Below are 18,015 nucleotides of genomic sequence, written 5' to 3'. Positions count from 1 at the left end.
AGAATAAACGGGTATGAACAGGCGCTGCGCCGCAGCGAGAAGACTTACTTAAAAGAATCGAGCCGATAATATATGCCTTTTACTCTTGGTCAACGCTGGATCAGCGACACGGAAAGCGAATTAGGTCTGGGAACCGTCGTGGCGCTGGATGCGCGCATGATTACCCTGCTTTTCCCCGCCACCGGTGAAAACCGTCTCTACGCCAGAAATGATTCACCCATCACCCGCGTGATGTTTAACCCGGGCGATACCATCACCAGCCATGAAGGCTGGCAGCTTCAGGTAGAGGAAGTGAAAGAGGACAACGGGCTGCTGACCTATATCGGCACCCGCACGGACACGCAGGAAAGCGGCGTGGCGATGCGTGAAGTGCTGCTGGACAGCAAGCTCACCTTCAGCAAACCGCAGGACCGCCTGTTCGCCGGTCAGATTGACCGTATGGATCGTTTCGCGCTGCGCTTCCGCGCGCGCAAATACCTCAGCGAGCAGTATCGTCTGCCGTTCGCCGGCCTGCGCGGCATGCGCGCCAGCCTGATCCCGCACCAGCTGCACATCGCCTATGAAGTGGGCCAGCGCCATGCGCCGCGCGTATTGCTGGCGGACGAAGTCGGCCTGGGCAAAACCATCGAAGCCGGCATGATTATCCACCAGCAGCTGCTGGCCGGCCGCGCCGAGCGCGTGCTGATCGTGGTGCCGGAAACGCTGCAGCATCAGTGGCTGGTGGAGATGATGCGCCGCTTCAATCTGTACTTCTCGCTGTTCGACGACAGCCGCTACGCCGAAGCCAAGCTCGACAGCAGCAACCCGTTCGAAACCGAACAGCTGGTGATCTGCTCGCTGGACTTTGTGCGCCGCAACAAACAGCGCCTGGAAGAGCTGTCCGACGCCCAGTGGGACCTGCTGGTGGTCGATGAAGCCCACCACCTGGCCTGGAGCGAGGACGCCCCGAGCCGCGAATACCAGGTCATCGAGCAGCTGGCGGAACATACCCCCGGCGTACTGCTGCTGACGGCAACGCCGGAACAGCTGGGGCAACAGAGCCACTTCGCCCGCCTGCGCCTGCTGGATCCGAACCGTTTCCACGACTATCAGGAGTTCGTCACCGAACAGCAAAAATACCGTCCGGTGGCCGACGCCGTCACCCTGCTGCTGAGCGGTGAGCATCTGGCCAACGACAAACTGAACCTGCTGGGCGAGCTGATCGAAGAGCAGGATATCGAACCGCTGCTGAAAGCGGCCAACGGCGACGGCGAAAACAGCGAGTCCGCTCGTCAGGAGCTGGTGACCATGCTGATGGACCGCCACGGCACCAGCCGCGTGCTGTTCCGCAACACCCGCCATGGCGTCAAAGGCTTCCCACACCGTAACCTGCACCAGATCAAGCTGCCGCTGCCTGACCAGTACCAGACGGCGATCAAAGTGTCCGGCATCATGGGCGCGAAAAAGAGCCTGGAAGCCCGCGCGCGCGACATGCTGTACCCGGAGCAGATCTATCAGGAGTTTGAGGGCGAAAACGCCACCTGGTGGAACTTTGACCCGCGCGTTGAGTGGCTGCTGAACTACCTGATCGCCAACCGCCATGAAAAAGTGCTGGTGATCTGCGCCAAGGCGACCACCGCCCTGCAGCTGGAACAGGTGCTGCGCGAGCGGGAAGCCATCCGCGCCGCGGTGTTCCACGAAGGGCTGAGCATCATCGAACGCGATCGGGCGGCCGCCTACTTCGCTTCCGAAGAGGACGGCGCCCAGGTGCTGCTGTGCTCTGAAATCGGCTCTGAAGGACGCAACTTCCAGTTCGCCAGCCAGCTGGTGATGTTCGATCTGCCGTTCAACCCGGATCTGCTGGAGCAGCGCATCGGCCGTCTGGACCGTATCGGCCAGCAGCACGATATTCAGATCATGGTGCCGTATCTGGAAAACACCGCGCAGGCGGTGCTGGGACGCTGGTTCCATGAAGGCCTGGACGCCTTTGAACACACCTGCCCGACCGGCCGCACCATCTATGACAGCAGCTACGAGCGCCTGATCGGCTACCTCGCCGCACCGACCGAGCAGGCCGGGCTGGACGAGTTTATCCACGAGTGCCGCCAGCAGCATGACCAGCTGAAAGCCCAGTTGGAACAGGGACGCGACCGTCTGCTGGAGATGCACTCCAACGGCGGCGACAAAGCGCAGGCGCTGGCGGACGCCATCGCCGAACAAGACAACGACGTCAATCTGGTGAGCTTCGCGCTGAACCTGTTTGATATTGTCGGTATCAATCAGGAAGACCGCAGCGATAACCTGATCGTGCTGACGCCGTCCGACCATATGCTGGTGCCGGATTTCCCGGGCCTGCCGCAGGACGGCTGCACCGTGACTTTCGATCGTGAGCAGGCGCTGTCGCGTGAAGACGCGCAGTTCGTCAGCTGGGAACATCCGATTATCCGCAACGGACTGGACCTGATCGTCTCCGGCGATACCGGCAGCTGCGCGCTGTCGCTGCTGAAGAACAAGGCGCTGCCGGTCGGTACGCTGCTGGCGGAGCTGGTGTACGTGGTCGAAGCGCAGGCGCCGAAGCATCTGCAGCTGACGCGCTTCCTGCCGCCAACGCCGATCCGCATGCTGCTGGACCGCAAAGGCACCAATCTGGCGGGGCAGGTGGAATTTGAAAGCTTTAACCGCCAGCTGAACGCCGTTAACCGCCATACCTCCAGCAAGCTGGTCAACGCCGTCCAGCAGGACGTACACGCCATGCTGCAGCAGGCGGAAAGCCTGGTGGAAGCCGAGGCGCGTACGCTGATCGAGCAGGCCAAACAAGAGGCCGACGATAAGCTGAGCAACGAATTGGCGCGTCTGGAAGCGCTGAAGGCGGTCAACCCGAATATCCGCGACGACGAAGTCGAAACGCTGGAGTTCAACCGTAAGCAGGTGCTGGCAAACCTTAACGACGCCAGCTGGCGTCTGGACGCCATTCGTCTGGTGGTTGTCACTCACCAATAACCGGCGATGCACGGGGAGCACAAGCTCCCCGTTCGGCCTTTCTCCGCGGAGCCAACATGGAACCCTACAATCCCCCTACCGACCCGCTGCACATCCTGTATCAGGATGCGCATATTATCGTGGTCAACAAACCCAGCGGCCTGCTGTCGGTGCCGGGGCGGGCGCCGGAAAACAAAGACAGCCTGATGACACGCATTCAGGCCGATTTTCCCGAGGCCGAATCGGTGCACCGGCTGGATATGGCCACCAGCGGCGTGATCGTCGTGGCGTTGAACAAAGCGGCGGAGCGCGAACTCAAACGTCAGTTCCGCGAACGCGAGCCGAAAAAATCCTACATTGCCCGCGTATGGGGGCATCTGGCGCAGGATGAAGGATTGGTGGATTTACCGCTGATTTGCGACTGGCCGAATCGCCCGCTGCAAAAGGTGTGTTTTGAAACCGGCAAGGCGGCGCAAACGGAATACCGGGTGCTGTCGCGCGACGCCGACGGCAGCACCCGGGTGCTGCTGACGCCGATCACCGGGCGTTCGCACCAGCTACGGGTGCATATGCTGGCGCTCGGCCATCCGATCCTCGGCGACGGCTTTTACGCGCCGCCGGCGGCCAAAGCCATGGCGTCGCGTCTGCAGCTGCACGCACAGGAGTTGCGCATCACCCATCCGGTATTTCAGACGCCGATGCACTTTCGCGCCGAAGCAGATTTCTGACGCTGTACGGCTTCCACGGCAACGGCCCAATGACGCCCTTGCCGGGAAACCTGCAGGCATGCCTTACTTGAAGCCTTTCTCGCGCTTGATCAGATCGTACGCCGACTGAATTTCCTGCGCCTTCTGCTTGGCCATTTCCATCATTTCCGGCGGCAGCCCCTTCGCCACCAGCTTATCCGGATGGTGCTCGCTCATCAGCTTACGGTAGGCGCGCTTAATGGTTGCCGCGTCGTCGCTGCTGTTGACCCCCAGCACCTTACAAGCGTCTTCCAGCGTCGGGCCACGCTGCGCCTGCTGGTAGCCGCCGTGCGAATAACCGCCCTGTTGCTGATAACCGCCGCCAAACTGCTGGCCGCCTTCCATCATGCGCAGGAACTGGTCAAACTGCGCGCGCGAAATCCCCAGCTCTTCGGCGATCACATACAGCACCTGGCGTTCATTAGGGTGCAATGAGCCGTCGGCAAAGGCCGCCTGGATCTGAATTTCCAGAAACATCCGAATCAGATCGAAACGACCGAAACAGATGCTGCGGAACTGCTGCAGCGACTCACGCAGCGGGAAATGGCTCTCCTTGCCCTCGCGGAACGCCTGCTGCGCCGCGGTGCGCGATTCGCCATGCAGCTGCATGCGATCCATAAACAGGCTGGCGACCTGAATATCGGCTTCGGTCACGCGCCCTTTTGATTTGGTAAGGTGCCCCATGACCTGAAAAGTGGTGCGGAAAAACAGCGTTTGCCGCGTTTGCTGACCGGCGAAAAAGCCCCGGCTGCGCTTATTGTTGCGCGCAGTATCGATCATATGGCCGATAATCAGCCCCAAAACTACGCCCCAGAAGCCCGCGCCAGCCCAAACGGCGACAATGACTCCGAGCAGTTTTCCCCAATACTGCATATACTCCTCAATTATATTACTTTCAGCACGCTGCCCGTCGCCGTAATCAGCTAAGGGTTAGGCGATTTTTCCCAAGATTTCGATTATCATACCTGTCATTTACTGCAGCACCTAACAACAGAGCAGTGAAACGGCAGGATTTAACAGTAGCGCAACGTAGATGAGTGATATAGTCTCTGACCGTTTGCCGGACATGACGCCTCTGATGACGGAACACCAAAACCGCGTATGAAAAAAAGTTTCCCAACACTGCTGGCCACAATGATTTGGACGGCACTTTACAGTCAGCACGCGCTGGCCGATCTCGCCGAGCAGTGCATGCTCGGCGTACCGACTTATGATAAACCGCTTGTCAGCGGCGATCCCAATTCCCTGCCGGTCACCATCAACTCTGATGATTCCCGTGCCGATCAAGGCAACGCCGTCTTCAGCGGCAACGTCAAGATCGAACAGGGCAACAGCACGCTGACCGCCAAACAGGTAGAACTTAACCAGGTGCAGGCCGCCGGTAAGAACGATCCGGTACGCACCGTCACCGCCACCGGCGACGTGCACTATGACGATAACCAGATCAAACTGAAAGGGCCGAAGGCCTGGTCAAACCTGAATACCAAAGACACCGACGTCTATCAGGGCGACTATCAGATGGTCGGCCGTCAGGGGCGCGGCGACGCAGACAAAATGAAGATGCGCGGCCAGAACCGTTACACCATTCTGGAAAACGGCTCTTTCACCTCCTGTCTGCCGGGCGACAACAGCTGGAGCGTGGTCGGTTCCGAAGTCATTCACGACCGCGAAGAACAGGTGGCGGAAATCTGGAACGCGCGCTTTAAAATCGCCGGCGTTCCGGTGTTCTACAGCCCGTATCTGCAGCTGCCGGTGGGCGACAAGCGCCGCTCCGGCTTCCTGATCCCGAATGCGAAATACGGCAGTAACAACGGCTTCGAATTTATGCTGCCGTATTACTGGAATATTGCGCCTAACTTTGACGCCACCATCACGCCGCACTATATGACCAAACGCGGCCTGCAGTGGCAGAACGAATTCCGCTACCTGACCCAGCCGGGCATGGGCACCATCGAACTGGACTGGCTGCCGAGCGATAACGAGTACAACAAGGATCATCCGCAGGATGACGACACCCGTTGGCTGTTCTACTGGAACCACAACGGCGTGATGGATCAGGTGTGGCGTTTCAACGTTGACTACACCAAAGTCAGCGACTCGCAGTATTTCAACGATCTGGACTCCCAATACGGTTCCACCACCGACGGCTACGCCACGCAGAAATTCAGCGCCGGTTATGCCGATGAAAACTTCGACGCCACCATCGCTTCCAAGCAGTTCCAGATCTATGACGACGTCAACCGCACCAGCACCGAGTCCTACAAGGTGCTGCCGCAGATCGATCTGAACTACTACAAAAACGATCTGGGGCCGTTCGATCTGCGCGTGTACGGTCAGGCGGCGAAGTTCGTCAATATCAACCCGTACAGCCCGGACGCCACCCGTCTGCACCTGGAGCCGACGCTGAGCCTGCCGATGACCAACGGCTGGGGCTCGCTGAACAGCGAAGTCAAACTGCTGGCGACCCACTATCAGCAGGATATCCCGGACGGCTTCAAGGCCAACTATAAAAGCCGTAACGGCCGCGACGCGCCGGAACTGGACGACTCCGTCAACCGCGTAATGCCGCAGTTCAAGGTCGACGGTAAAATGGTGTTCGACCGCAATATGGACTGGGCGCAAGGCTATACCCAGACGCTGGAGCCGCGCATGCAGTACCTGTATGTGCCATACCGCGACCAGAGCAACATCTATTCCTACGACTCAACGCTGCTGCAGACCGACTACTCCGGCCTGTTCCGCGACCGTAGCTACAGCGGCCTGGACCGTATCGCTTCGCAGAACCGTCTGGCGACCGGTTTGACCTCGCGCATTTATGATGACGCGCTGGTTGAACGTTTCAACGTTTCCGTGGGTCAAATCTATTACTTCAGCCGTTCGCGTACCGGAGACAGCAACTCCGATTACGACAAGAATGATGACACCGGCAGCGTGGTATGGGCCGGCGACACCTATTGGAAGATCGACGATCGCTGGGGCCTGCGCGGCGGCGTACAGTACGATACGCGCCTCGACAGCGTAGCCCTGGGCGACGCGGTGCTGGAGTACCGTCAGGACGGCGAACGCATGGTGCAGCTGAACTACCGCTACGCCAGCCCGGAATATATTCAGGCCACTCTGCCGCAGGTCACCAGCCCTGGCTATCAGGACGGTATCTCGCAGGTGGGCGTCACCGCCAGCTGGCCGATTGCCGACCGTTGGGCCGTGGTTGGCGCGTATTACTATGATACCCGTGCGCAACAGTCCGCCGATCAGTTGGTCGGCCTGCGTTATAACACCTGCTGCTGGGCGGTTAACATCGGTTATGAGCGCAAGATCACCGACTGGGATCGCGGCAACCAGACCAGCAAATATGACAACAAAGTTTCATTCAACATCGAACTTCGCGGTCTGAGCAGCGACCACAGCCTTGGCACCAGCGAAATGCTGCGCTCAGGCATTCTGCCTTACCAGCGTGCGTTCTGATGCTTTGTAATGCTTTGAAAAACGAGAACTTTAACCCGCACTTGCGGATTACATAATGGGAAATGTATGAATAACTGGAGAACGCTTATTCTCGGATTGGTGGTCTGCGCCAATACCGCGTTCGCTGCACCCCAAGAAGTTGATAAAGTCGCCGCCGTCGTGGATAACGGCGTAGTACTTGAAAGCGACGTCAATGGTTTACTGCAGTCGGTCAAACTCAATGCCCAACAGGCCGGGCAACAGCTGCCGGATGATAAAACGCTGCGCCATCAGATCGTTGAACGCCTGATCATGGATAACATCCAGCTGCAGATGGCGCAAAAGATGGGCATCAACGTCAACGATGCCGATCTGGACAAGGCTATCGCCAATATCGCGGCGCAAAACCGTATGACGCCGGATCAGCTGCGCAGCCGTCTGGCGTACGAAGGCCTGAACTACAACACCTACCGTTCGCAGATCCGCAAAGAGATGCTGATCACCGAAGTGCGTAACAACGAAGTTCGCCGCCGCGTCACTATTCTGCCGCAGGAAGTGGATTCTCTGGCCAAACAGGTCGGCGCGCAGAACGGCAGCGATACCGAAATGAACATCAGCCACATCCTGATCCCGCTGCCGGAGAACCCGTCGCAGCAGCAGGTTGATGAAGCGGAAACGCTGGCGAAACGCCTGGTGGGCGAAATCAACAGCGGCGCCGACTTCGGCAAACTGGCGATCACCTACTCCGCCGACTCGCAGGCGCTGAAAGGCGGCAATATGGGCTGGGGTAAACTGCAGGAGATCCCGACGCTGTTCGCAGAGCGTCTGGTCACCGCCAAAAAAGGCGATATCGTCGGCCCGATCCGCTCCGGCGTGGGTTTCCACATCCTGAAAGTGAATGATGTCCGCGGCGCCAACCAGTCTATTTCCGTGACCGAAGTGCACGCACGCCATATTCTGCTGAAGCCGTCCGTGGTAATGACCGACGATCAGGCTCGCACCAAACTGCAGGAAGTCGCTGCGGCGATCGCCAGCGGTAAAGCAAAATTCTCCGACGAGGCCAAACAGCTGTCGCAGGATCCTGGCTCTGCCCTGCAGGGCGGCGATCTGGGCTGGGCATCACCGGATATCTACGATCCGGCGTTCCGCGATGCGCTGCTGAAGCTGAAAAAAGGCGAAATCAGCAAGCCGGTGCACTCCTCCTTCGGCTGGCACCTGATTCAGCTGGTGGATACCCGCAAGGTGGACAAAACCGACGCGGCGCAAAAAGAGCGCGCCTACCGCATGCTGTTCAACCGCAAGTTTGCTGAAGAAGCGCAGACCTGGATGCAGGAACAGCGCGCCGCCGCCTATGTCAAAATTCTTGATGGCAGCAATGCACAATAAACGTATCGTGATAACCCCCGGCGAACCTGCCGGGGTGGGGCCGGATTTGGTCGTAGCACTGGCGCAACAGGCGTGGCCCGTTGAACTGGTTGTCTGCGCCGATCCGGCCCTGTTGATTGAACGCGCGCGGCAGCTACGGCTGCCGCTGACGTTACGCGACTATCAGCCGGACGCGCCGGCGCAGCCGCAGGCTGCCGCGACGCTGACGGTGCTGCCGGTTACGCTGGCAGAGACGACGGTCTGCGGCCAGCTCAACGTCGCCAACAGCGCTTATGTGGTGGATACCCTGGCGCGCGCCTGCGACGGCTGCCTGAACGGCGAATTCGCCGCGCTGATTACCGGGCCGGTACACAAGGGCGTCATCAACGACGCCGGCGTGCCGTTCAGCGGCCACACAGAATTTTTTGCCGATCGCAGCCACTGCGATCGTGTGGTGATGATGCTGGCGACCGAAGAGCTGCGCGTCGCGCTGGCGACCACCCACCTGCCGCTGCTGGCGGTGCCGGGCGCCATCAGCGAGCAGAGCCTGCACGAAGTCATCACCATTCTCGACCATGATTTAAAAACCAAATTCGGCATCGCGCAGCCGCACATCTACGTCTGCGGGCTGAACCCGCACGCGGGAGAAGGCGGCCATATGGGCCGTGAAGAGCTGGACGTCATTATTCCGGCGCTTGAAACGCTGCGCGAACGCGGCATTAACCTGATCGGGCCGTTACCGGCCGATACGCTGTTCCAGCCCAAATATCTGCAACATGCCGATACGGTGCTGGCGATGTATCACGACCAGGGGCTGCCGGTGCTAAAATACCAAGGGTTTGGCCGCGCGGTGAATATCACCCTCGGCCTGCCGTTTATTCGTACCTCGGTGGATCACGGCACCGCGCTGGAACTGGCCGGCACCGGTACCGCCGATGTGGGCAGTTTTAAAACCGCCTTAAATCTCGCCATTAAAATGATAAATAACTGTAATGAACAATAGAGTCCACCAAGGGCATTTTGCCCGCAAACGCTTTGGACAAAACTTTTTAACCGATCAGTTTGTCATCGATAGCATCGTCTCGGCCATTCATCCCCAGCCGGGCGAAGCCGTGGTAGAAATCGGCCCCGGCCTTGGCGCCCTGACCGAACCGGTCGGCGCGCGTATGGACCGCATGACGGTAGTGGAGCTGGACCGCGATCTGGCGGCACGCCTGGAAAGCCACCCGCAGCTGAAAGACAAACTGACCATTCGTCAGCAGGACGCCATGACGGTGGATTTCGCCGAAATGGCCGAGCAGGCGGGCCAGCCGCTGCGGGTGTTCGGCAACCTGCCGTACAACATCTCCACCCCGCTGATGTTCCACCTTTTCAGCTATACTCAGGCTATCCGCGACATGCATTTTATGTTGCAAAAAGAGGTGGTCAACCGCCTGGTTGCCGGCCCGAACAGCAAGGCGTACGGCCGTTTATCGGTGATGGCGCAATACTACTGCAACGTCATCCCGGTGCTGGAAGTCCCGCCGACCGCCTTCGCGCCGCCGCCGAAGGTCGACTCCGCCGTGGTGCGTCTGGTGCCGCACCGCGAGATGCCGCACCCGGTCGACGATGTGCGCATGCTGAGCCGCATTACCACCCAGGCCTTCAACCAACGCCGCAAAACCATCCGCAACAGCCTGGGCGATTTGTTTACCCCGGAGCAGCTGAGCGAGCTGGGGGTCGATCCGGCACTGAGAGCAGAAAATATTTCTGTGGCGCAGTACTGTAAGCTGGCAAACTGGCTATCGGCCAATCCGGCGCCGCAGCAGTAAGGAGTAAGTGGTCATGATTGATTCACCCCGCGTATGTATTCAGGTGCAAAGTCTGTATGTGGAATCCCAGTCTCTGCCTGAGGAGGAACGCTATGTCTTTGCCTATACCATTACCATTCGCAACCTGGGGCGTTTCAACGTGCAGCTGCTGGGCCGTTACTGGCTGATCACCAACGCCAACGGCCGCCAAACCGAAGTTCAGGGCGAAGGCGTCGTCGGCGAACAGCCGCTGATCCTGCCCGGCGGTGAATTCCAATATACCAGCGGCGCGGTGCTTGAAACGCCGCTGGGCACCATGGAAGGCCACTATGAAATGGTTGACCACTTGGGTCAGCCGTTCCGCACTGCGATTCCGGTCTTTCGCTTAGCCATCCCAACGCTGATTCACTAACATGTCGACATATCTTATCGGCGACGTTCATGGCTGTTTCGATGAACTGCAGTCGCTATTAGCCCAGGTTTCTTTCGACCCGCAGCAGGACACGCTGTGGTTAACCGGCGATCTGGTGGCCCGCGGCCCGGATTCGCTGGAGGTGCTGCGCTACGTACGCTCGCTCGGGCCGGCGGTACGCATGGTGCTGGGCAATCATGACCTGCATCTGCTGGCGGTATATGCCGGCATCAGCCGCAACAAGCCCAAAGACCGCATTTCGCCCCTGCTGGAGGCGCCGGATGCGGATGAGCTGATCAACTGGCTGCGCCGTCAGCCGGTGCTGCAGGTTGATGAACGGCAAAAACTGGTGATGGCTCACGCCGGCATCACGCCGCAGTGGGATCTCGATACCGCCAAAATGTGCGCGCGCGAAGTGGAAGCCGTCCTCAGCAGCGACAGCTATCCGCTGTTCCTTGACGCCATGTACGGCGATATGCCGAATAACTGGACGCCGCAGCTGAGCGGTCTGGCCCGCCTGCGCTTTAGCACCAACGCGCTGACGCGGATGCGTTACTGTTTCCCGCACGGCCAGTTGGATATGATCAGCAAAGACGCACCCGGCACCGCGCCTGCGCCGCTCAAGCCCTGGTTTGAGCTGCCGCGACTGCTGGACGAACAATACACCATTATTTTCGGCCACTGGGCGTCGCTGGAAGGCAAAGGCACGCCGGACGGCGTCATCGCGCTGGATACCGGCTGCTGCTGGGGGGGCGATCTGACCATGCTGCGCTGGGAGGATAAACGCTACTTCACTCAACCGTCGACGCGGCGCAGTGAGAAAGGCGGCGATACGCTGGCGGCATCCTGAAGAGAGGGCGGAAAATATTCCGCCCTTTTCTTTTGCCCGCTGTCAGGCGCCGATCACGCCGCCGTCTTTACGGGTAATCATAATCACCGACGAACGCGGCCGCGGGCTGTTGTGCGGGAAGTGAGAATCCCCCTCTTCCCCCGGATGCTGAACGTTAACGAACAGCGTTTTGTAATCCTGGGCGAAGGTGACGCCGGTCAGTTCACAGGATTTCGGCCCGACCATAAAGCGGCGGATTTCACCGCTCTGCGGATCCCCCACCAGCATCTGGTTGTTCCCCTGCCCCTGATAGTCGCCCTTATTGCTGTACTTCCCGTCGGTCAGGATCCACAGCCGTCCCGCGCTGTCGAACCCCAACCCGTCCGGACTGTTAAAGGTATTCTCGGCGGTAATATTCGGCGTGCCGCGATACATGCCTTCCGGGTGGGCAATCGGGTTGCCGCACAGCGCAAACATATCCCAGGAAAAGTGCTCCGCAGTGGCGTCGCCGCCCTCATCCCAGCGGATAATCTGGCCGTAGATGTTTTTCGGCCGCGGGTTGGCTGGGTTCAGCGGCATGCCTTCGTCACCGCGTTTGCTGTTGTTGGTCAGGGTGCAGTAAGCCCGCCCGTCGTGCGGGTTCACCGCGATCCACTCAGGACGGTCCATCTTGGTGGCGCCGACCTGCGCCGCCGCCTTGCGGGCAAAAATCAGCACTTCGGCAGCGTCACGGAAGCCGTTTTCCGGCGTCAGACCGTTTTTACCGAACTCCAGCGCGATCCAGCGCCCTTTTCCCTTCAGCGGCGTGCCGCTGGCATCGCCGTCGAACTGCGCCACAAACAGCGTGCCCTCATCCAACAGGCTGCGGTTATTGGCCGGATTGGCGTTGTCCACTTTACCTTTGGAGACATATTTATAGATATGCTCACCGCGCTCGTCATCCCCCATATACACCACCAGGCGGCCGTTTTTCGCCACCGTGACCGCCGCGTTCTCGTGCTTGAAGCGCCCCAGCGCGGTGTGTTTGATCGGCGTAGAGGTCGGGTTCATCGGATCGATTTCCACAATCCAGCCGTGGCGGTTAAATTCATTCGGGTTTTTCGCCACGTCGAAGCGCTCGTCAAAGTCCGGCCAGTTGCGTTCCGGCTCGTTAGCCTTCAGCGTATAACGCTTTTGCTCCGGCGTGGTCTGGTAATCCGCCTGTTGGGTGCCGAAGTAGGTATCGAAGTTTTCTTCACAGGTCAGGTAAGTGCCCCACGGCGTTTTGCCGTTGGCGCAGTTGCCAAAAGTGCCCAGCACCTTGCGGCCGCTCGGATCGGCGGCGGTTTGCAGCAGCAGATGGCCGGCGGCCGGGCCGCTGAACTGCATCTGCGTATTGGCGGTAATACGGCGGTTATAGCGCGACGGGCGCTCCACTTCCCAACGCGGCGTATCGCCGACGCGTTTGACCGCCACGATCGACACGCCATGCGCCGCCTGCGACTTACGCACGTCTTCCAGACTGGTGGCCTTGTCGCCGCCGTGGGCGAACAGATACTGCTCGTTGACGTATTCGTTATTAATCGCCATCACGCCGTGGTTATCGTCAATCGGGAAGAAGCTCATGCCGTCATTATTGTCGCCGAACTGTTTCTCCTGCTCGGCCGCGCTGTTGCCGCCGTTCGGATCGAACGCCGCCGCGCCGTCGACCAGCGGTTCGCCCCAGGAAATCAGTACCTCGGCGTTATAGCCTTCGGCAATAGCAATATCGTCCGCGGTCGAAGCGGCAATGCCTTTGAAGCCCAACAGCTTGTTGACCGGCAGGTCCGCCGCCAGCGCATCGCCGGATACCGACCAAATCCCGCCGCCGAGAAAGCCCGCCAGCCCCACCGCGCCGGCGCTGCCCAATAACAGTTTACGACGGGTCGGATCGATCAGGCGGTCGGCGTTTAATTGCTCAATGTTATTCGTCATGATTTCGCTTCCTGTTAGCTGACGCCACGGTTCAAAGTCACCAGAGTGGCCGGGCGCTCAAAGTTGGGCTTCATACTAATCAGGAAGTGTGACGAAAATGTTACAAGCAACGGGCGGCAAAAAATTTACGCGCCAAAACCAGCCAGGGCGCAAATACATTGCGCCCTGGCTGCTGAAGTCATCGGATGGCGGGGAATTAACGGCGCTCTAAAATCTCAAAGCAGTAGCTGTGGGAGTTTTGCGCATCCGCATCATGAAATTCGCTGAACGAGGTTTCCCACTCGTCAGGCTCATAATCGGGGAAGTGGGTATCGCCGCCGATCTCCGCATCAATATGCGTCAGATACAGGCGGTCGGCGCGCGGCAGAAATTGGGTATAGATATGCCCGCCGCCCATGATCATCACTTCTTCCACATTGCCGGCCGCCGCCAGGGCCTCGTCCAGCGAGGTCGCCCAGGTGACGCCGGTTTCGCTGCCCGGCCGGCTGCTCAGCACGATATTGTGACGGCCCGGCAGCGGACGACCAATCGACTCAAAGGTCTTACGACCCATAATGACCGGTTTATTCAGCGTGTTACGTTTAAACCACGCTAAATCCGCCGGCAGGTGCCACGGCATGGCGTTTTCCATGCCGATTACGCGATCCGCCGCCAACGCAGCGATCAGGCTAATGATCATTATTTAACCCTGTATAAACCTAATGGATATGCTGTAGCAGGCTGAGAACAACGCGGTACACCACCGCCAATCGGCCAGTTATATTCCCTGTCGCTCAAGCTTAAAAGCGCCAGCCGCTCAAATTGGACACACTATACGTAAAGCCCCATCGGCCGTCGATAGGGTAAACAAGCAATATGAATATATAAGACAGCTCTTATCAGAATCGCTAATGACACCGAACAATAAACTAAACGCCGGGCCGTTTACGATATAACCACAGCCCCGGTAGCGACAGGCCAATCGACAGCGCCCCGACGATAAAGCAGGCCTTGAGAAAATGGCTGACAACTACCCCCATCAGCACCTCGCTGTAGCCCTGATGGGACAGCTCCACCACCGAGATCATCGCGGTATAGGCCGGAATGCCGGGGAACATCGGAATAACCGCCGCCACGGTAAAGACTTTGGGATGCGCCAGCAGCCAACGCGACCAGGAGATGCCGAGCATGCCGATCAGCACCGCCGCCAAAAAAGAGGCCCACTCAATATTCATCCCCAGCCACATCAGCAACATGCGTGTGCCGTGCCCGACGCCCCCCAGCAGCGCACAATAGCGCAGCGCGCGGCGCGGCACGTTAAACACCATCGCGAACCCCAGCGCCGGTACGGCGGCCAGCAGCATGTCCTGCATCAGCGCCCACAGCAAACTTATGCCCATCCCCGCAGCCCCCACAGCGACATCGCCATCACCACGCCAATACAGGTCGCCAACGTCAGCAGGCTGGCCATCGCCCAGCGCGCCAGCCCGGTGTTCACATGGCCTTTAAACATATCTGCTACCGCATTGATCAGCGGAAAACCCGGCACCAGCAACAGCACGCTGGCGGCCATCGCCACGCCCGCCGTCTGGCTAAACAGCGGCAGGCGCAGCAATAGGCCGGATACCGAGGTGGCAACAAACGCCGTCAGGCAAAAGTTAATCAGCGGATTCATCTGCCGCTGCGTCAGCCACTGCCGCACCCACATCGCCAGACCGCTGGCGACAAAAGTCACGGCAAAGGCGTCCCGGCCGCCGCCGTTCAGCATGCTGAAGCAGCCGCAGGACAGCGCCACCATCAGCACCACCAGCGGGCGCGGATAGCGCAGCGGCCGCAGTTTTTCAAAGCGTCTGGCGACGTCCTGCGCATCCGCCAGCCGGTGCTCGGCCAAAATAACGATATGCTGCACCTCGGTCACCATCTGCATATTGATGCCACGGTCGACGTTTTTACGCGTGCTGGTCAGGCACTCACCGTGGCTGATGGTGGTCAGGACGATGGCATTCGCCGAGATCGAGCTTTCTACCCGCTCCATCCCCAGCGCCAGGCCCAAACGGCCGGACAGCTGCTCCACCAGCATGCTTTCCGCGCCGTGCTGCAACAGCAGCAGCCCGCACTGGATGCACAGGCGCGTCACTTCACGTTGCTGCTGCCTGCTCATGTTATGATCCTGCCCCATACCGCCCCGCTCTCTCCGCTCCATGAATATTCATCATATTGCTGAAGATAGCGGTGGTGGATTGATGCGCATCAGGGTCGGCGGCGTTATTATCGATGCCGTCCTCATTTTTTCCCGAGATTGTGAACATGCTTGAAACCTCGTTATTTGTCGCCGGCATCGCCACGCTGGGCATGCTGTCGCCGGGGCCGGATTTCTTTCTGGTGATTAAAAATGCGGCGCGCTATAAGCGGCTGCCCGCGCTGATCACCGCGCTGGGCGTTATCTGCGGCGTCGCCACCCATATGTCCTACTGCGTCGCCGGGCTGGCGGTGGTGATTACCACCACTCCCTGGCTGTTCAATCTGCTGAAGTACGCCGGGGCGGCGTATCTGATTTGGGTCGGCGTGCAGGCACTGCTGTCGCGCGGCGGCGGCAAGATGAACGTCGGCAACCTGCCACAGCAGCAGGTCAGCCTGAAGAGCGCTTTCGTACAGGGCTACCTGTGCAACCTGCTCAACCCCAAGGCGACGCTGTTTTTCCTGGCGGTGTTTACCCAAGTACTGCAGATAGATTCCGGGATCGGCGAGAAACTGTGGTACGCGGGGATTATTTTAGGGCTGTCCGTCCTGTGGTGGCCGCTGCTGGTGTTTCTGATTCAAAGCGGCCCGGTACGACGCGGGCTGGAGAAAGCCCAGAAGGTGGTGGATAAACTGCTCGGCGGCATGCTGATTGCCCTCGGCATCAAGGTGGCGCTCAGCTAAACCGCCTTGGAAAGACGGGGGCTGCCGGCTAGCCTCCGTCATGCTCATCGCGCGCGTTACGCCTCCGGCGGCCACTTCACCCCCAGCGCAATCATCTTGTCGCGCAGCTGCAGACAGTTCTGGTGGTATTCAGTTTCCGGCCGGCTGTCCTTGATGCCGTCTTGCACCAGCGACGCAAATACCCAGCCCAGTTTATTTACCGGATTAGGATCCGCACCGTGATCCAGCAGGTAATTTACATGTTCAAAGCTATTGCTGAGAAAGGCTGCCATTAACGGTGTTTCACCTAAAGAGTCTCGCGCATCGACATCAACCCCGCGCATGATCAATAATGCTAGCGTATCCGTATTCTTGGCTTGTAACGTATTATAAATAATCGCTTCATTATGATTTCGGTCTCTGGCATTCGGATCCAAACCACCATCCAATAGTGCCTTTAACCAGATATCCTTATCCCCCATTGAGACCATTTCCGCCGGGCTGGCCATCCCTCTGGGGAGTGGTTGCAAAGGATCAGCCCCTGCTTTAACCAGCGCGGTCACAATTTGCAAACGTGGCTTGGGGTTATTGTTGTAGTAAGTTTCATTCAGGGCAAAGTACAGTATGGTTAAGTCCTGTTCGCCCGGAGTATTCAGATCCGTTTCCGGCGCCAGTTGTTTTACCCTGTTCAGGTCGCCCGCCTCAATGGCCTTGGCCAAAACCAGCTGTTGGCCGGTAAAGTATTCTTCCGGTTCAATTTTTTTCATGCCGTTGCATCCTGCCAGCAAGATTAGTCCCCAAAAAACAACGGCGATACCTATCCATCGGTTACGCATGATTATCCCTTTGATGAGTGCAGGCAGTCCATCGCCACAGCCCCTGTTATGCCTCCGGCGGCCACTTTACGCCCAACGCGATCAGCTTGTCGCGCAGCCGCAGACAGTTCTGGTGGTATTCAGTTTCCGGCCGGCTGTCCTTGATCTCGCCTTGCACCAGCGAAGCAAATACCCAGCCCTGTTTATTTACCGGATTTGGATCAGCGCCGTGGTCCAGCAAATAATTGGCGTGCTCAAAGCTATTGCTGAAAAAAGCTGCCATTAGCGGCGTTTCACCTAAAGAATCTCGCACATCAACATCAGCCCCGCGCATAATTAATAATGCTAACGTGTCGGTAGTCTTGGCATTAATAGTTTCATAGATTATGGGATCATCATTGTCCTTATCTCTGGCATCCGGAGATAGACCACCGTCCAGCATAGCCTTCAGCCAGATATCCTTATCGCCCTTGGCCATCCATAAAGCAGGTTTGTCTCTTCCCTTCGGCAAAGGATCCGCACCAGCACTGACCAGCGCCGTAATAATTGCCAAGCAGTTGGCCGGATTATCGTTATACATCGCCTCATTGAGGGCGAAAAACAGCGGGGTTAAATCCTGTTCGCCTGGAGTATTCAGATCCGTTTCCGGCGCCAGCTGTTTTACCCTGCCCAGGTCCCCCGCCTCAATGGCCTTGGCCAATATCAGCTGTTGGCCGGTAAAGTAGTCTTCCGGTTCAATTTTCTTCATGCCGTTGCATCCTGCCAGCAAGATTAGTCCCAAAAAAACAACGGCGATACCTATCCACCGGTTACGCATGATTAT

Annotated in this window: 15 protein-coding genes and 1 pseudogene; 9 read left to right on the top strand and 7 right to left on the bottom strand. The window is 58.7% G+C overall.

Features of this window, described 5'->3' with window-relative positions:
• Positions 1-72 precede the first annotated feature (72 nt).
• Complete coding sequence (gene rapA / locus CLM71_RS03340) at positions 73-2,979, top strand: RNA polymerase-associated protein RapA (protein WP_105229743.1); 2,907 nt, start codon at positions 73-75, stop codon at positions 2,977-2,979.
• 56 nt (positions 2,980-3,035) lie between these two features.
• Complete coding sequence (gene rluA, locus CLM71_RS03335; RefSeq protein ID WP_105229742.1) at positions 3,036-3,686, top strand: bifunctional tRNA pseudouridine(32) synthase/23S rRNA pseudouridine(746) synthase RluA; 651 nt, start codon at positions 3,036-3,038, stop codon at positions 3,684-3,686.
• 63 nt (positions 3,687-3,749) lie between these two features.
• Here rluA and djlA read toward each other — a convergent pair whose 3' ends face one another.
• The gene (djlA, locus tag CLM71_RS03330) at positions 3,750-4,577 is read right to left on the bottom strand and encodes a co-chaperone DjlA (RefSeq protein ID WP_105229741.1); all 828 of its coding nucleotides are present in this window, start codon (positions 4,575-4,577) and stop codon (positions 3,750-3,752) included.
• Positions 4,578-4,805: 228 nt separating this feature from the next.
• On the opposite strand from djlA, the gene lptD reads away from it, so the two are divergent.
• The 6 genes and pseudogenes from lptD to apaH all read left to right on the top strand — a co-directional run.
• Entirely contained in the window at positions 4,806-7,169 is a 2,364-nt protein-coding gene (lptD, locus tag CLM71_RS03325; protein WP_105229740.1) for an LPS assembly protein LptD, read from the top strand.
• Positions 7,170-7,235: 66 nt separating this feature from the next.
• Positions 7,236-8,534, top strand: a complete 1,299-nt coding sequence (gene surA, locus CLM71_RS03320) for a peptidylprolyl isomerase SurA (protein ID WP_105229739.1) — start codon at positions 7,236-7,238, stop codon at positions 8,532-8,534.
• Positions 8,524-9,516 (top strand): 4-hydroxythreonine-4-phosphate dehydrogenase PdxA, encoded by a 993-nt coding sequence (gene pdxA / locus CLM71_RS03315; protein WP_105229738.1) that lies wholly within the window; start codon positions 8,524-8,526, stop codon positions 9,514-9,516. Before surA ends, pdxA begins: the two co-directional genes overlap by 11 nt.
• Positions 9,506-10,324 (top strand): 16S rRNA (adenine(1518)-N(6)/adenine(1519)-N(6))-dimethyltransferase RsmA, encoded by an 819-nt coding sequence (gene rsmA, locus CLM71_RS03310; RefSeq protein WP_105229737.1) that lies wholly within the window; start codon positions 9,506-9,508, stop codon positions 10,322-10,324. The genes pdxA and rsmA overlap by 11 nt, the downstream gene beginning before the upstream one ends.
• Before the next feature lie 13 nt (positions 10,325-10,337).
• Positions 10,338-10,715, top strand: coding sequence for a Co2+/Mg2+ efflux protein ApaG (gene apaG, locus CLM71_RS03305; RefSeq protein WP_105229736.1), 378 nt, complete (start codon positions 10,338-10,340; stop codon positions 10,713-10,715).
• Between the two features lies 1 nt (position 10,716).
• Positions 10,717-11,514: pseudogene (gene apaH / locus CLM71_RS03300) on the top strand (bis(5'-nucleosyl)-tetraphosphatase (symmetrical) ApaH); the annotation flags it as partial.
• A 93-nt stretch (positions 11,515-11,607) separates the two neighbouring features.
• Here apaH and CLM71_RS03295 read toward each other — a convergent pair.
• The 4 genes from CLM71_RS03295 to CLM71_RS03280 all read right to left on the bottom strand — a co-directional run bounded on the left by CLM71_RS03295 (position 11,608) and on the right by CLM71_RS03280 (position 15,637).
• Positions 11,608-13,497 carry a PhoX family phosphatase gene (locus CLM71_RS03295; RefSeq protein WP_105229734.1) on the bottom strand — a complete coding sequence of 630 codons (1,890 nt, stop codon included), beginning with the start codon at positions 13,495-13,497 and terminating at the stop codon, positions 11,608-11,610.
• A 196-nt stretch (positions 13,498-13,693) separates the two neighbouring features.
• A complete protein-coding gene (folA, locus tag CLM71_RS03290) occupies positions 13,694-14,173 on the bottom strand; it encodes a type 3 dihydrofolate reductase (RefSeq protein ID WP_172606351.1) in 480 nt (159 codons plus the stop codon).
• Between the two features lie 232 nt (positions 14,174-14,405).
• A complete protein-coding gene (locus CLM71_RS03285; protein ID WP_105229732.1) occupies positions 14,406-14,876 on the bottom strand; it encodes a threonine/serine exporter in 471 nt (156 codons plus the stop codon).
• The gene (locus CLM71_RS03280) at positions 14,867-15,637 is read right to left on the bottom strand and encodes a threonine/serine exporter ThrE family protein (protein ID WP_232251629.1); all 771 of its coding nucleotides are present in this window, start codon (positions 15,635-15,637) and stop codon (positions 14,867-14,869) included. Before CLM71_RS03280 ends, CLM71_RS03285 begins: the two co-directional genes overlap by 10 nt.
• Before the next feature lie 146 nt (positions 15,638-15,783).
• Between CLM71_RS03280 and CLM71_RS03275 the strand changes: the two genes are divergently transcribed.
• Positions 15,784-16,398, top strand: coding sequence for a LysE family translocator (locus CLM71_RS03275; RefSeq protein ID WP_105233212.1), 615 nt, complete (start codon positions 15,784-15,786; stop codon positions 16,396-16,398).
• Between the two features lie 56 nt (positions 16,399-16,454).
• Here the strand turns inward: CLM71_RS03275 and CLM71_RS03270 are convergent, their stop codons facing one another.
• Together CLM71_RS03270 and CLM71_RS03265 are read right to left on the bottom strand one after the other, a co-directional pair.
• Positions 16,455-17,144, bottom strand: a complete 690-nt coding sequence (locus tag CLM71_RS03270; protein ID WP_105229730.1) for an ankyrin repeat domain-containing protein — start codon at positions 17,142-17,144, stop codon at positions 16,455-16,457.
• Between the two features lie 115 nt (positions 17,145-17,259).
• Complete coding sequence (locus tag CLM71_RS03265) at positions 17,260-17,940, bottom strand: ankyrin repeat domain-containing protein (protein ID WP_234008612.1); 681 nt, start codon at positions 17,938-17,940, stop codon at positions 17,260-17,262.
• Positions 17,941-18,015 lie beyond the last annotated feature (75 nt).

Origin of the sequence: Serratia sp. MYb239 (assembly GCF_002966855.1) — a bacterium.
GTDB lineage: Bacteria > Pseudomonadota > Gammaproteobacteria > Enterobacterales > Enterobacteriaceae > Serratia_B > Serratia_B rhizosphaerae.
Note: the sequence above shows the minus strand (reverse complement) of the source record. Positions and strands in the feature narration are given on the sequence as shown.